Genomic DNA, 14,563 nt, shown 5'->3' with positions numbered 1-14,563 from the left:
GGGCGCGGAGTAGCGTCGCATGATGGCTCCACGACAGCGGCAAGCGTCGCGGCTGAAGTCCTCGCTGGCAGGACGGCTGGCCACCGGTGGGGTTCTGACACTGCTGGCAGCAGCCCTGTTGGCGGGCGCATCGGGGTGCGCCGGCACCTCGTCCGACGACGACCAATCTGCGCCGGACCCGACGACCATCTCCGCTCCGGCCACCACCGCTGCCGCCGTGGTCCCGGCGTCCACGACAACGGTGCCGATCATCGATCTCAAGGTCACCCAGATCCCCGGCGGCCCGCGCGAGGCAACGGTCTCGGCCTTGCGAGAGGGCATCACTGCACCGCTGCTGCCCGAGGCGCTGGTGTCCCCCCTCGATGTCCTCTCCGGCGGCCCGCCACCCGACGGCATCCCCTCCATTGACGCTCCGGACTTCGAACGAGCCTCCGACGTCGAGTTCTTGCAGCCCCAAGAGGCCGTCGTCACGCTCACGCTCAACGGCGACGCCCGCGCCTATCCGGTCCAGGTGATGCTCTGGCACGAGATCGTCAACGACACCGTCGGCGGTGAACCGGTCACCATCACCTACTGCCCGCTGTGCAACACGGCCATCGGGTACTACCGGCAACTCGACGACCGCATCTTCGATTTCGGCACCTCGGGCCGCCTCTACAAGTCAGCGCTGGTCATGTACGACCGCCAGACCGAGAGCCTGTGGGCGCACTACACCGGCCAAGCCATCGCCGGCGTCCTCACGGGGTCCCAGCTGGAGTTGATCCCTGTCGCCACCGTGGCCTTCGAGACGTTTGTGGCCGAGCACCCCAATGGCTTGGTGATGAAGCGCCCTGGCGGTTTCGGGCGGTCGTACGGCAGCAATCCCTATGTCGGCTACGACGAGCCGGATGGCAGACCGGACTTCTTCGGTGACGTTCCCGATCCACGCCTGCCTCCGCAGACTCGTGTGCTGGTCATCCGGCACGGCGGCGCCGTTGTTGCGGTGCAGCTCGACGCGCTGCAGTCAGGTGGGGTGATGCCGCTCGATCTGGAAGGCATACCGGTGGTTGCCTTTCAACTGCCGGGCACTGCGACGCCGATCCAGCACCAGCAGGTGGCCTTCGGCCGCGACGTGGGCGCGACCGGGGTGTTCGACCCCACCGTGGATGGGCAGCTCCTGACATTTGTGCGTATGGCCGACGCCTCAAGTTCCGTGGGGCCGGGAGCGTTCACCGACAATCAGACCGGCTCGACGTGGACAGTGCTCGGCCGGGCGCTTGACGGCCCGCTGACGGGAACCCAGCTTGAACCCATCGAGCACATCGACACGTTCTGGTTCGCAGCGGCTGCCTACGATCCCGACATCGAGCTCATCGACGCCCCGTAAGAGGATCTAGTCGGCGTCGCCGATCTGGGCGAGCAGGTACCGCTCGACCGGTGCTGAATGTCGGCGTCGAGCTCTAGTCGGCGTCGCCGATCTGGGCAAGCAGGTACCGCTCGACGCCGATGTCATCAATGAGGCTCTGCTGGGTCTCGATCCAGTCGAGGTGCTCTTCCTCGCCGACGAGCAGGTGTTCAAGCAGTTCTCTGGTGCCTGCGTCGCCCTCATCCAGGCATATCCGCACGCCCGCCCGGTAGCGCTCGATTGCGTGCTCCTCAAGCTGTCGATCCAGCGAGAGCTGTTCGGGCACGGTCTCACCGATCATCACCATTCCGAGGCGCTGCATATTGGGGAGCGCGTCGAGCAGCAGGATGCGCTCGATCAGCTTCTCGGCGTCGCGCATTTCCTCGATCGATTCCTCGTGGTACTTCGACGCCAGCCGGCCGTAACCCCAGTTGTCGGCGATCTTCGAGGCTGCGAAGTACTGGTTGATGGCCGTCAACTCGGCCGTCAATGCTTCGTTCAAGAACTCAATGACCTCGGGCGATCCTCGCATGGTTCCACCCTATGCGGCGATTGCTGCGACACAGGCCGCGAAAGTGACCGCTGTTGGTGGCCTGGCCTCTAGACGCCGACGGCGATCGGGTCGAACGCGATCGAGTGGACCTTCGTGTGCTCGGGATCCATCAACTCGAGCCTGCACTGTTCGAGCACGGCGCGGATCATGCCAACGCAGCTGCCGCAGTCGGTGCCGGCACCGCAAGCTGCGCCAATGTCAAGCGCTGAAGTAGCGCCCTGCGCGGCGAGGTGCCGGATGGCGGCCTCGTTCGTGGCAAGACACTGGCAGATGATCATCGAAGCAACGATCTCCAGTTCTGCACAAGCGGGCACCAGCGAGCGGCACACACAACCTTGATGCTCAATGTTAGGCACCGCTAACGCAGCGCGCGCAAGCACCGACATCCGAGTACCGGCATCGGAGCATCACCCGACCGGCGTGCGGTCTGTCTGCTGCGCAGGCGTTCGCGTCGCCGCTGGTCGAGCGTTTGCGCTGCTGGTGGAGCGTTCCGTTGCTGCTCAGGCGTTCGCGGTGACCAGGATGCGCGCCGCGGTATAGGCGCTGACGCCGACGGTGCCTTCGCTCATCTCAACCGTGGCGGTGCCGTCGGGCGACACCGACATGAGCGTGCCCATTCGGCCCGGCATGAGCCCCGAATGCTCGAGGAACTCCAGCTGTCCGGTTTCGAACTCGAGCTCCTCAGGAATGCGCTGCACAGTGAAGGCGCCGGGTGTATCGATCTCGGCGAGCGGCATCGCATTGACAGGAGCGATGTAGTCGGAGCCGGGGATGGGATTGCCGTGCGGGCAGGTGTTCGGGTCGTTGAGCACCTCCACCATCGCCCGCTCCACGACAGGGGAGATGACGTGCTCCCAGCGGCCCGCTTCGTGATGGGCATCGGCCCAGCTCAGCTTCAAGATGTCGGTCAGGAACCGCTCGGACAGTCGATGCCGACGTACGACCGTCGTAGCGATCTGCTGGCCCTCGTCGGTGAGGGTGATGTGGGCATCGTCATCGACCTTGACGAGGCCTTCACGCTGCATGCGCCGGATCATCTCGGACACCGCGGGCCGCGAGATTTCAAGCCGCTCGGCAATGCGGGCCTGGATGACCTCGACGCCGTCCTCGGCTAGCTCGTACACCGTCTCGGAATACTCCTCGAAAGCAGGGTGGTATTCCACCGGCTTGTACGCCATGGTCGCCACCATAGCTGTGACCCCGAGAACCGCTGCACCGAGTTTGCAGGCAGCCGGTGCGTTCGCCGGGGCAGAGTTCTTTGCCGTCGCACCAGTACGGCCTCAGGGTTCGCGGGCGCTCACGTTCCGGCCGGGGCAGACTGGCGCAGCGGTTCGGCCCCGACGGCCGGTGAAAAACGGAGCATGTGATGGATTTGCAGTTGGCGGGCAAGAACGTCCTGGTGACCGGCGCCGGTCAAGGACTTGGACTGGCCATCGCTGCGGCGTTCGCCGACGAGGGCGCCAACGTCGCCTTCGCCTACAACGCATCGAACGAAGGGGCCGAGAAGGGTGCCGCCGCAGCACAGGAAGCTGGCAGGGCGGCGCTCGCCGTGCGATGCGATGTCACCAGCCAGGAAGACGTCGAGCGCACGGTTGGCCAGGTCGTGCGCGAATTCGGCAGCATTGACGTGCTCGTCAACAACGCCGCATATACCGACACAGGTCCGTTCATCGACATTGACCCTGACGAGCTACAGCACATGGTCGACGTGACCGTCATGGGCACGATGCGGATGACCCAGGCCGTCGTGCGGCACATGGTCGTTGCCAACACTGCAGGATCGATCGTGTCGCTCATGGGTGACTCGGGCCGGGTGGGTGAGAGCCGTCTGGCGGCCGTGGCCACCACTCGGGCATCCACCATGGGCCTGATGAAATCGGTGGCGAAGGAATTCGGGCGCAACGGCATCCGAGCCAACACCGTGTCTCTCGGATTGGTGCGCTCGGAGCGGTTCGCCCATCACACCGGCAACGCCGACGACGAGCGCATGGCCCGCATCGCCAAGATGTACCCGCTGCGGCGGGTCGGTGCTCCCGACGATGTGCCGCCGATGGTGCTGCTGCTGGCCTCGCCGCTGTCCGGTTGGACGACCGGCCAGACCATCTCGGTCAACGGCGGCTACTCGATGGTCTGAGGGCGCCCGGCGATTGCGAGCCGGAATCCGATGCCCCCCAAGTGAGCCCCGAAGTGAGTCCCAGCGAATGACATTGCCGAGATGAGTCCGAGCAAGTGAGCCTTCTGGTATGAGCACGGGGCGCGACGAGCCATTCCGGCTCGATGAGACAGTGCCGACTAGCGGCGCCCCGTTTGGCCAATCGGTCCCGCGGCGCGAGGACGCCCGGCTGTTGCAGGGCCGAGGCCGCTACATCGCCAACGTCCGCTACGACGGTCAGCTCGCCGTGGCCTTCGTGCGCAGCCCGGTCGCCCACGCCCGCATCGTGAGCATCGACACCTCCGCGGCGCTCGACGCCCCCGGCGTGGTCGACCTCGCGACTGGTTCCGACCCGGACTTTGCCCCTATGGCGCTGGTGGCCGAATCAGCGCTGCGGACCCACATCGCCACGCCCCAGCCGGTGCTGGCGGCACAGAAAGTCCGCTACCAAGGAGAGGCAGTGGCTGCCGTCGTTGCCACGAGCGCAGCGTTGGCGGCCGACGCTGCAGAACTGGTCGACGTCACTTACGCCGAGTTGACCTGTCACGTTGACGCTGTCGCTGCGGCCGCCGATCCGGCCGATCCGGTGCACGACCTCGCTCCCGACAATCTTCTCGTCACCAGGCTGTTCGACGCCGGCGAAGTCGACCGGGCACTCTCCGACGCGCACCTGGTGATCGAGCGGCAGTACCGCACGAACCGCCACGGCGGGACACCGATGGAGGGCCGCGGCGCGGTGGCGCGCTGGAGCAGCGACCGGACCAAGCTGACGCTGCACGCGACGTCGCAGGTCCCGCACCTGCACCGCAACGGCCTCGCAAAGGTGCTGGGCGTGTCCGACAGCGCGGTGCAGTTGCTGGTGGGCGACGTGGGCGGCGGCTTCGGCATCAAGGCGGTGCTGTACCCCGAAGATGCGGCGATTGCACAGCTAGCACGGAGGCTAGGACGCCCGGTGGGCTGGATCGAGACCCGCTCGGAACATCTGATGACGGCGCTGCACGCCCGCGACCACCACTACACGGTGCGGGCCGGCTTCGATTCTGACGGGACCCTCATTGCCGTCGACGCTGTGCTGCACGCCAACGTGGGCGCATACAGCGCGCCGCCGTGGACCGCAGGGATCGAGCCGCTCATGGCAGGCGGGCTGCTGACGGGGCCTTACAAGCTGGGCCATTACCGCTGCAACGTGCTGGGCGTCGCGACCAACACCACACCGACAGGTCCCTATCGAGGCGTGGCGCGGCCCGCCACGGTCTTCGTCATGGAACGCCTGCTCGACGACGCCGCTGCGGCGCTGGGCCTCGACCCGCTCGACATCCGCCGCAAGAACCTGGTGGCACCCGACGACCTGCCCTACACCGCACCCACCCGGCTGGTGCACGACTCGCGCACCTACATCGACTGCCTCGAAGGTGTCGTCGAGCGTGTGGGGTACGACGAATTCCGCGCTCTGCAGCGGGCGTCAACGGCACCAGGCGGCGACGGCCGGCTGCTCGGCATCGGCTTCGCTTGCTACAACGAGCTGACCGGTCTGGGCCAGAAGGCTTCCGCGGGGCCGCGGCTGCCGTTCCGCACCGGCCACGAGTCGGCCAGCGTGCGCATCGACCCCACCGGCGCGGTCACCGCTGCGATGGGCGTGACCTCCCAAGGCCAGGGTCTCGAAACCACGATGGCGCAGGTGGTGGCAGCCGAGCTAGGCATCGACATCGACGACGTCTCTGTAGAGATGGGGGATACCGATCGGATCTCCTTTGGGCTGGGAGCGTTCGCCAGCCGCCAGGGGGTCATCGGCTCGGGGGCCGCCACCCTCGCAGCCCGCACCGTGCGAGCCAAGATGCTCACCATCGCAGCGCACCTGCTCGAAGCCGAGCCGGAGTGGCTGACCATTGACGACGGCCTGATCCACACGGCCGATGCACCAGCGGTCGGAGTGACGGTGGCCGAAGTGGCTCGCGTCGCCTACTTCGAGCCGCAGCGCCTGCCGCCGGGCACCGAGCCGGGCCTCGAATCCTCCCGCTTCTACGACCCGATCACCGGCACGTTCGCAGCGGGCGCCCAAGCCGCCATCGTCGAAGTGGATCCCGACACCGGCGAAGTGGACGTGCAGCGGATCGTGTGCGTGGAGGACACCGGGCGGACGATCAACCCGATGATCGTGGACGGCCAGGTGCAGGGCGCCATCGCCCAAGGCGTGGGCGGGGCGCTGTATGAGCATTTCGTCTACGACGGCAATGGGCAGCTGCTGTCGGGCACATTCATGGACTACCTGGCGATCTCAGCAGACCGGGTGCCGCCCATCGAGCTTGGCCACATCGAAGATCCCGCTCACAATCTCAACGGCATCCGCGGCGTCGGCGAGGGCGGCACGCTCGGCCCGTACGCAGCGATCGCCAACGCCGTGTGCGACGCGCTCGCCCCCTACGGCATCACCATCGACGACTTGCCGCTCAGCCCCGCCCGCGTCCACGCCGCGCTGGCTTCCGCACGCCAGTAGCCGCTACGCGTGCTCCTCGCCGCGACTCAGGCGTGGGTGCCTGAGCCGAGATAGGCATCCACCACTGCTTCGTTGACCCGGATCTCCGCCGGCGTGCCTTCCGCGATGATCTGGCCGAATTCGAGCACGTAGATGTAATCGCAGACTTCCAGCACGAGGCCCATGTCGTGGTCGATCAACAGGATCGACACGCCGCCCGACGCCACGTCGGTCAGCCGGCGGCCCAGCGCCCTGCTCTCGGTGTTGGCCAGGCCGGCGGCAGGCTCATCGGCCAGCACAACGCGGGGCCCCGGGGCCAGCGCCCGCGCGACTCCGACGAGCTTCTGACGGCCGAGCGGCAGATTCTGTGGCCGCGCCTCGGCGTCACCGACCAGACCCACGAGTTCCAGCGCCTCGTCCACCCGCGACTCGTCTGCGGGTCGCGTCGGCACCACCATGTCGGCAAGCACGGCACGGATCGACGACCTCTCGACAGCGACCTGAAGGTTCTCGCGTACCGACAGGTCACCGAACAACTCGAGCGACTGCCACGTCCGTGTCAGGCCAAGTCGCGCCCGCCGGTGCGGCGCTTGGTGGATCAGATCCTGCCCGCAGAAGGTGACGCGCCCTTGCGAAGGGACGAAGCCCGTCAGTGCGTCGACCAAGGTTGTCTTGCCGGCGCCGTTCGGCCCGATCAGCCCCACGATCTCGCCCTCGCGGATACGCAGCGATGCCCCATCCACAGCCTTCAGACCGCTGAATCGCACCGTGAGGTTTTCGACGGTGAGCACCGTCGGTGCCGCATCGAAGCTCACCGGGCGCGCCGGGCGCTCGTCGTCTGCCACAAGAGCGGGAGCGTCAACGAGGGCCGCGGCGGCGCCGAGGAGCTCAACCGTGCTGCTGCCGCCTTCACGGACGGCCCTCACCGCACGCCTCGCGGAGCGCATGGCCCTGAACTTCGCGAGGTTCTGGCGGTATGCACCGGCGACGCCTTCGGGGAAGAAGATCGCGGTCAGCACCAGTCCGACGCCAGCCAGGAACTGGTACCACCTCCCCAGCGATGCCGCTCGGTCGGCCACGACGTAGCCGATGCCGAGGGGCGCAAAGATCCCGGCGATGATCGCCCCCGCAACACTGGTAATGCCGCACAAGTAGGCGAGTGCCAAGAAGCTCAGGCCGATCAGCACTGCGAAGCTCTCAGCAGACAGCTGGCCGCGGCTGTAGCCGATGAACGCACCGCCCACGCCAGCCAGGAACGAGGAAATTCCGAACGCCAGCAGCTTGGTCTTGGCAACGGAAATCCCGACCGAGGCACCAGCGCGCTCGTTCGATCGCACTGCCAGGAATCGCCGCCCGGTGGCGCTGCGGGCAAGGTTTCCGACCACGACACTGCACACGGTCACCACGATGAGCACGAGGATCCCGAATTCCAATCGAGCGAAGTTGCGCCCCTCGCGCACCCCCAGATTGATCCCGAACAAGGACGGATCCGAAATGGGGTTGCCGAACAAACCGGTGATGGAGGGATTGCGGAAGACGAACTCCTCGAGCGCGACGGCACCCGACAAGGTGACCACGGCCAGCTGTGCACCCCGGATGCGAAGGGCTGGAATCCCGACCAAGACACCGAACACCGTCGCCATGAGGGCCGCCAGCAGCGGCGAGATGGGAAACGGGATGCCCATCGAATCGCCCAGCTTGCTGAGCGCGAAACCCGAAGCCCCGGCGATGGCAGCTTGGGCCAGCGAGATCTGCCCGACCAGACCCGTCAGCACCACCAGCGACAGCATGACGATCGTCATGATCATGCTGGTGATGACGCCCAGGCGGTAACTGCCGTGGGTCACGACGGTCAACACACCCGCCGCCAGCGCAACCAGCACGACAACTGACGGACGCATCCGTGGCCGGACCACCTCCGGCAGGGGATCAGCCTCGACCGCACCTCGGGTCGGCAGCGAATGGCCCAAGCCGAACAGGGCAATTACGATGACCCCGAATGGCAGCGCATGGGCCAGCCCGGTGATCGCCCAGTCGGGCCACCACGGATTGGTGGTCTGATAGACGACGATCGACTGGATGATGCCGAGACCGAACGCGGCCGTCACCGTGATGGCGATGGACAACAACCGGCCGATGACCGCAGCGGCGAGCGCCGGCACGATGGCCAGCACGTAGGTCAAGGGATTCAACGTCACGATCGGTGACGTCAAGATGACGAGGAAGCCGACGATCGTGCTCGACAGCACCCACGTCGAGCCGGCGAGGACCTGCGGCGAGTAGCGGGCGAGGCTGATGGCCCGCTCATTCTCGGTGGACGCCCTCGTGGCAAGCCCCAGGCGAGTAAAGCGATACCAGGCCCATGCCAACACCGCTGTCACCAACACGACGGCGGTGAGCCACAGGCGGTCGCGTGAGAAGTTGATGCCGGCGAAGCTCACGGGTTCGTTCGGCAGGATCGGGCTGACGATGCGAGCCGAGCTCGTGAAGTGCATCACGATCAAGGCCTGGATCACCAACAACACGCCTACCGACGCCACGACTCGCGCCAGGATCGGGGCGCGTCGCAGTGGCCGGAACACGAGAAAATGCACCATCAGGCCGACGAGGCTGCACGACAGCACCGCAAGCACGATCGCTGTCGGGAACGGCACCGTGCCCGAACTGCCACCCAGGCTGAAGCGGTGTCGAACGACGATGACTGGCAGCACCAGATCGCCTGTGCGGCTCAGCTCCTCGAAGACGTACGCCCCCCACATCCCCATAGCGCCGGTGGCGAAGTTGATGATGCCCGTGCCCCGGTACGTGATGACCACGCCCATCGACAACGCCGCGTAGATGGAGCCAAATCCCAGCCCGACGATTGCGAAGAGGAGGTACTGCTGCACTTCAGTCGAGCCGACCCCTCATGTGTGAATGCTCTGTTTGCCGAATGCTGTGTGTCAGTGGGCGTCTCGCGTCTAGAGGCCGCTGTACTCATAGGCGTCGAAGAAGCCACCGCCGATCGGCACCCGGCCCACCGTTCCGTCATCACGTTCTTGGATCTGCCAGACCATGATCTCCGACGTGCAGTGCGAGGACTCCGCTGGCCATGGCGCTTGGCCGCAACGCAGGTTGGGACCGAACCAGCCGGGTGTCTCGCCTGCGTTGCCAAAGGCCGCAATGATCGACTCGGGCGTGATCGGTCCTTCGATGGTCTCCAGGATGAACTCCAGCTCGCGCCACGCCGAGTACGGGGCCACGGCGAAGCCGTCGATCATGTTCGCGTAGCCCGCGGCTGTCATGTGCTCCCTGAAGGCCTCGAGACGCTCCGCGATCTCGGGCGGTGCGAACTGTTGGATCGACGGAATCCACTGGTCGCCCTGGGTGTAGGTGCCCAGTGCGGCTTCGCCCAACAGGTTGATGTAGACGGTGCATGAGCCGGCGAAGATCGGCTTGTCGAAGCCGCTTGCGGCAGCTGATCCGACCATGCCGATGCAGCCGAACTCGTCCAGATGGCCCATGAGTCCTTCGACGCCCGATGTCTGCGCCGCTGCGATTGCCGCGGTCCAATCGGGTGCTGCGGAATCGACCACGATGCGCTCCATCTCAATCCCGTTGTGTTCGAGGACGGGCCCGATGATGTTGTCCAGGAAGTCCAAGCCGGTGGGCGAGTCCTGGGTGATCACGCCGATGTGGTCGATGCCCAGATCCTTGAACGTCTTGGCCGGGCCCACGGCGTAGGCGCCGGATGCCGCGTGCAGCAAGAACGCGCCAGGACTGTTTCTCTCGGTGGGGCCCCACGAGTTGGACGAGACATAGGGAATGCCGGCGTCAAGCCAATGGTGGATCGCAGCCTCTGAGGCCAGCTCGACCCCCATGTAGGCCAAGACAATGTCTTCCTCAATGAGCTTCACTGCGCAGTTGATGGCACCTTCAGGCGTGCCGTCAGTGAGGCAGACGACCGTTTCGATCATCGCTCCGTGGATCCCGCCTGAAGCATTGATGACCCCGATTGCGACCTCGCCACCGACTCGCAGCTCCGGCAGGGAGATGGCACCTCCCTCGGTGTTGACGTAGCCGACCCGGATGACCTCTCCAGTGCGGTCGATGACAGTCGGGCCCTCAGGCATGTCATCGTCGCCGTCGCCTGCCGCTTCACCCGTGGACGTGTCGCCGCTGGCGGCCCCGTCATCGGTCGTGACGACGGTGTCCGTCGTGTCACCGGCATCGTCGGGTGCCGTCGTGGCCGCCGGTTCGTCAGCGCCACCGTCGTCGGAACTGCCGCATGCTGCCGCGACAATGCTGAACGCGAAGAGCAGTGCGAGCAGTCGAGACAGTCGAGACAGTCGAGATGTCATGAGGTTCTCGACGCTACTCGTGGTCGAGTGTGCGCTCGCCGAGATAGCTGGCCTCAAGCACCTCGGGCCGTTGCGCCAATTCGGCGGCAGTGCCTGACAGCGCCAGCTCGCCGTGATTGAGCACGTACGCCCGGTCGGTGATGGCTAGTGCGGCGTGGACGTGCTGCTCCACGAGCAGCACTGCCGTCCCGGTCTCATCCGCGATGCGTCGCACGACCGGCAGCAGGCGCTCCACGATGATGGGCGCCAAGCCGAGGCTCATCTCGTCCACCATCAGCAGCTTCGGATCGGCGATGAGCTTGCAGCCCAGTGCCAGCATCTGCTGCTCGCCGCCCGAGAGCAGTCCCGTGCGGCGGTCCAGGAGTGGGCCCAGGGCCGGGAACCAGCCGATCACGTCGGCCTCGGTGACTTCGCTGCGACGGTGGCAGTGCAGGCGCAGGTTCTCCGCCACGCTGAGCTGGAAAAAGATGCCGCGGTCCTCGGGCAGCAACGCGGCGCCCCTGCGGGCCACCTGATGTGCGCTGGCACCATCGAGAGGCATGCCCAGCACATCGATCTCGCCGTCGATGGGCTTTAGGACCCCGGCGATGGTCAATAGCGTCGTCGTCTTGCCTGCGCCGTTGGGTCCGAGCAGCGCCACCACCTCCCCGGGATGGACGTGCAGGGACAGGTCACGCACGGCCGGCACGCCGCCCCAACCGGCAACCAGGTTCCGTACGTCCAGCGCAGGGGTCGCAGCGGCACCGCCGTTCGGCGTCGCGGTTTCCACTGCGTTCATGTTGACGGCCTCATGTGAGGGGGCTCATGTGTGGACCTCGGAACCAAGGTAGGCGTCAATGACGGCCTCGTTCGCCCGTATGTCGGCCGGGGTGCCCTCGGCGATGATCTGACCGAAGTCGAGCACGTAGATGTAGTCGCAGACTTCGAGCACGAGGCCCATGTCGTGGTCGATCAGCAGGATTGACACACCGCCCTCGGCGATGTCGACGATTTCGCGGCCCAGCGTCCGGCTCTCGGCGGTGTCGAGACCGGCCGCAGGCTCGTCGGCCAGCATCACTCGAGGCGTTCCGGCCAGTGCCCGGGCCACGCCGACCAGCTTCTGGCGGCCCAGCGGCAGGTCGCCCGGGCGAGCGTCCGCATCATCGGTGAGGCCGACGAGTTCCAGCGCAGCGTCAACACGGGAGAGGTCCGACGGGCGAGCCGGAACCACCATGTCCGCAAGTACGGAACGGATCGAGGCTCGCTCGTCCGCGACTTGCACGTTCTCACGCACCGAGAGATCCCCGAACAGTTCCAGCGACTGCCACGTGCGCGAGAGGCCCATGCGCGCCCGCTGGTACGGCAATTCTGAGGTGAATTCCACGCCGCAGTACTCGATCCGCCCTTCAGAGGGGACGAACCCCGTCAGCGCATCGATCATCGTGGTCTTGCCGGCGCCGTTCGGCCCGATCAGCCCGACAATTTGGCCTTCACGGACCTTCAGCGACGCTTCATCGACTGCCTTCAGACCGCCATAGCGGACCGTCAGGCGGTCAACAGCGAGCACATTGGGCGCATCGTCGAAGCTCGGCCGATCTCGCGCCGCAAGGGCGGGAGTGGCCCGGGGAGCCGAAGCGGTGTGTTCAGCGCTGCTCAGAGGAGACGCGTCTGCGCCATCTGCCCCAGCGGCCTTCGCGGCTGCTCGAGCTGCGAGCACCGCTTTCAGCTTGTCGAAGTTCTTGCGGTTGGCGCCTGCGATCCCCTCAGGGTTGAAGATTGCCGTGAGCACCAGGCCGATGCCCGCGAGGAGTTGGTATGCCGTTCCTAGGTCGAAGGCGCGGTCGAAGATCACGAAACCGAGGCCCAGGGGCGCGAAGGTCCCGGCAACGATTGCTCCTGAGACGGTGGTGATCCCGCCCAGATAGGCGAACGCCAAGAAGCTCAGCCCGACCAGCACGGAGAAGCTGTCCGCCGAGAGCTGCCCGCGGCTGTACCCGATGAACGCGCCGCCCACCCCGGCCAGGAACGAGGCGATGCCGAACGCCAGCAGCTTGGTGTTCGCAATCGAGATGCCCACCGATGCGCCAGCACGCTCGTTCGATCTGACCGCCAGGAATCGTCGACCGGTCGCGCTGCGGGCCAGGTTCCCGACGAGGATCGCGCAGACCGTCACGACGATCAGCACGAGGAAGGCGAACTCGACGCGTGCGATGGTGCGTCCCTCGCGCACACCCATGTCGAAGCCGAACAGTGTCGGATCCGAGATCGGATTCCCGGCTGCTTCGGCCAACCTGGCGTTGCGGAAGATGAACTTCTCGAGCGCTACAGCCCCGGCCAGGGTGACGACAGCCAACTGAGCACCGCGGATGCGCAGTGCCGGGATGCCGATCAGCACGCCGAAGACCGTCGCCACCAGTGCTGCCAGCAGCGGCGAGATCGGGAACGGGATGCCCGCGACATCGCCGAGCTTGCTGAGCGCGAATCCAGCGGTGCCGGCGATGCCGGCCTGTGCCAGCGAGATCTGCCCGACCAAACCGGTGAGCACCACCAGCGACAGCATGATGATCGTCACGATCATGCTGGTGATGACCCCGTAGCGATAGCTGCCTGAGGTCAGCGTGGCCAACACACCGGCGCCAATCACCACTGGCACGATCACCGCAGGACGCATCTTCGGCCGGTACACCTCGGGCAGCGGGTCCGACTCGACTGCACCGCGGCTCGGCAACGAATCACCGACCACGAAGAGCGCGATGACGATGACCACGAACGGCACTGCGTCGCCAAGTCCGGTCACTGCCCAGTCGGGCCACCACGACTTGGTGGTCTGGAACACCACGATCGATTGGACGATCCCCAAGCCCAGCGCTGCGGCGACCGTGATCGCGATCGACGAGAGCCGTCCGACGAGCGCAGCAGCCAGCGCCGGCACGATGGCAAGCACGTAGGTCAGCGGATTCAGGATCACCGTCGGGGCGGTCAAGATCACAATGAAGCCGACGACTGTGCCCGACAGCACCCAAGTGGAGCCGGCGAGGACCTGCGGCGAGTAGCGGGCCAGGCTGATGGCTCGTTCATTCTCCGCGGAGGCTCTCGTGGCGAGGCCCAATCGTGTGAATCGGAACCACGCCCACAACGCGACCGCGATCACCACAACGATGGCGGTGATCCACAGGCGGTCCCGCGAGAAGCTGATGCCGGCGAGACTGACGGGCTCATTGGGCAGGATCGGGGCAACCGCTCGGGGTGTGCTGGAGAACTGCATCACGATCAGCGCCTGGATCGTCAGCAGCACGCCGACCGATGCCACGACGCGCGCCAGGATCGGCGCGCGCCGCAACGGCCTGAACACCAAGATATGCACCATCAGCCCGATGAGGCTGCACGACAGCACGGCCAGCACCATCGCCAGCGCGAACGGCACCGAGCCCAAGCCGTCACCGAGGCTCACGCTGTGGGGGATGATGACCACGGGGAACACAAGATCCCCAGTGCGGTTCAGCTCATCGAAGACGTAGGCGCCCCACATCGCCATCGCGCCAGTGGCGAAATTGATGATGCCGGTGCCGCGGTAGGTGATGACCACGCCCATCGAGATGGCCGCGTAGATGGAGCCGAAACCGAGCCCGACGATGGCGAACAGGAGGTATTGCTGCACGTCGCGAGGGCCGAAGGCTCAGTT

The 14,563-nt window shown here is 66.2% G+C and carries 10 protein-coding genes; 3 read left to right on the top strand and 7 right to left on the bottom strand.

Annotation, left to right across the window (positions count from 1 at the left end):
- Window positions 1–22: 22 nt before the first annotated feature.
- A complete protein-coding gene (locus ACOOHB_RS12335; RefSeq protein WP_420445138.1) occupies window positions 23–1,366 on the top strand; it encodes a DUF3179 domain-containing protein in 1,344 nt (447 codons plus the stop codon).
- A gap of 73 nt (window positions 1,367–1,439) precedes the next feature.
- Here the strand turns inward: ACOOHB_RS12335 and bfr are convergent, their stop codons facing one another.
- From bfr to ACOOHB_RS12320, 3 genes are all read right to left on the bottom strand, one after another.
- Window positions 1,440–1,916: a bacterioferritin gene (gene bfr / locus ACOOHB_RS12330; RefSeq protein WP_420445137.1), complete on the bottom strand. Its 477-nt coding sequence runs from the start codon at window positions 1,914–1,916 to the stop codon at window positions 1,440–1,442.
- 68 nt (window positions 1,917–1,984) lie between these two features.
- On the bottom strand, window positions 1,985–2,251 hold the full coding sequence (locus ACOOHB_RS12325; RefSeq protein ID WP_420445136.1) for a (2Fe-2S)-binding protein: 267 nt from the start codon (window positions 2,249–2,251) through the stop codon (window positions 1,985–1,987).
- A 186-nt stretch (window positions 2,252–2,437) separates the two neighbouring features.
- Window positions 2,438–3,115 carry a metal-dependent transcriptional regulator gene (locus ACOOHB_RS12320; RefSeq protein WP_420445135.1) on the bottom strand — a complete coding sequence of 226 codons (678 nt, stop codon included), beginning with the start codon at window positions 3,113–3,115 and terminating at the stop codon, window positions 2,438–2,440.
- 188 nt (window positions 3,116–3,303) lie between these two features.
- Here ACOOHB_RS12320 and ACOOHB_RS12315 point away from each other — a divergent pair, with 188 nt between their 5' ends.
- On the top strand, window positions 3,304–4,071 hold the full coding sequence (locus ACOOHB_RS12315) for an SDR family NAD(P)-dependent oxidoreductase (RefSeq protein ID WP_420445134.1): 768 nt from the start codon (window positions 3,304–3,306) through the stop codon (window positions 4,069–4,071).
- Window positions 4,072–4,180: 109 nt separating this feature from the next.
- Complete coding sequence (locus tag ACOOHB_RS12310; protein ID WP_420445133.1) at window positions 4,181–6,583, top strand: xanthine dehydrogenase family protein molybdopterin-binding subunit; 2,403 nt, start codon at window positions 4,181–4,183, stop codon at window positions 6,581–6,583.
- 26 nt (window positions 6,584–6,609) lie between these two features.
- Here the strand turns inward: ACOOHB_RS12310 and ACOOHB_RS12305 are convergent, their stop codons facing one another.
- The 4 genes from ACOOHB_RS12305 to ACOOHB_RS12290 all read right to left on the bottom strand — a co-directional run bounded on the left by ACOOHB_RS12305 (window position 6,610) and on the right by ACOOHB_RS12290 (window position 14,539).
- Window positions 6,610–9,450: an ABC transporter permease subunit gene (locus tag ACOOHB_RS12305; protein WP_420445132.1), complete on the bottom strand. Its 2,841-nt coding sequence runs from the start codon at window positions 9,448–9,450 to the stop codon at window positions 6,610–6,612.
- A gap of 72 nt (window positions 9,451–9,522) precedes the next feature.
- Window positions 9,523–10,902, bottom strand: coding sequence for an ABC transporter substrate-binding protein (locus ACOOHB_RS12300; RefSeq protein ID WP_420445131.1), 1,380 nt, complete (start codon window positions 10,900–10,902; stop codon window positions 9,523–9,525).
- A 13-nt stretch (window positions 10,903–10,915) separates the two neighbouring features.
- Window positions 10,916–11,680: an ABC transporter ATP-binding protein gene (locus ACOOHB_RS12295; protein WP_420445130.1), complete on the bottom strand. Its 765-nt coding sequence runs from the start codon at window positions 11,678–11,680 to the stop codon at window positions 10,916–10,918.
- A gap of 24 nt (window positions 11,681–11,704) precedes the next feature.
- The gene (locus ACOOHB_RS12290) at window positions 11,705–14,539 is read right to left on the bottom strand and encodes an ABC transporter permease subunit (protein WP_420445129.1); all 2,835 of its coding nucleotides are present in this window, start codon (window positions 14,537–14,539) and stop codon (window positions 11,705–11,707) included.
- Window positions 14,540–14,563: the final 24 nt, after the last annotated feature.

The organism is Candidatus Poriferisodalis sp. (assembly GCF_965215815.1).
In the GTDB taxonomy this organism is placed as follows: domain Bacteria; phylum Actinomycetota; class Acidimicrobiia; order Acidimicrobiales; family Poriferisodalaceae; genus Poriferisodalis.
The sequence above is the reverse complement of the archived record's forward strand: the minus strand, read 5'-3'. Positions and strand labels throughout refer to the sequence as shown.

Bases quoted from the DNA above. Each gene is read 5' to 3' on its own strand.
- bfr (WP_420445137.1), bottom strand. From the start codon at position 1,916: ATGCGAGGATCGCCCGAGGTCATTGAGTTCTTGAACGAAGCATTGACG.
- ACOOHB_RS12300 (WP_420445131.1), bottom strand. From the start codon at position 10,902: ATGACATCTCGACTGTCTCGACTGTCTCGACTGCTCGCACTGCTCTTC.
- ACOOHB_RS12320 (WP_420445135.1), bottom strand. From the start codon at position 3,115: ATGGCGTACAAGCCGGTGGAATACCACCCTGCTTTCGAGGAGTATTCC.
- ACOOHB_RS12335 (WP_420445138.1), top strand. From the start codon at position 23: ATGGCTCCACGACAGCGGCAAGCGTCGCGGCTGAAGTCCTCGCTGGCA.
- ACOOHB_RS12310 (WP_420445133.1), top strand. From the start codon at position 4,181: ATGAGCACGGGGCGCGACGAGCCATTCCGGCTCGATGAGACAGTGCCG.
- ACOOHB_RS12295 (WP_420445130.1), bottom strand. From the start codon at position 11,680: ATGAACGCAGTGGAAACCGCGACGCCGAACGGCGGTGCCGCTGCGACC.
- ACOOHB_RS12315 (WP_420445134.1), top strand. From the start codon at position 3,304: ATGGATTTGCAGTTGGCGGGCAAGAACGTCCTGGTGACCGGCGCCGGT.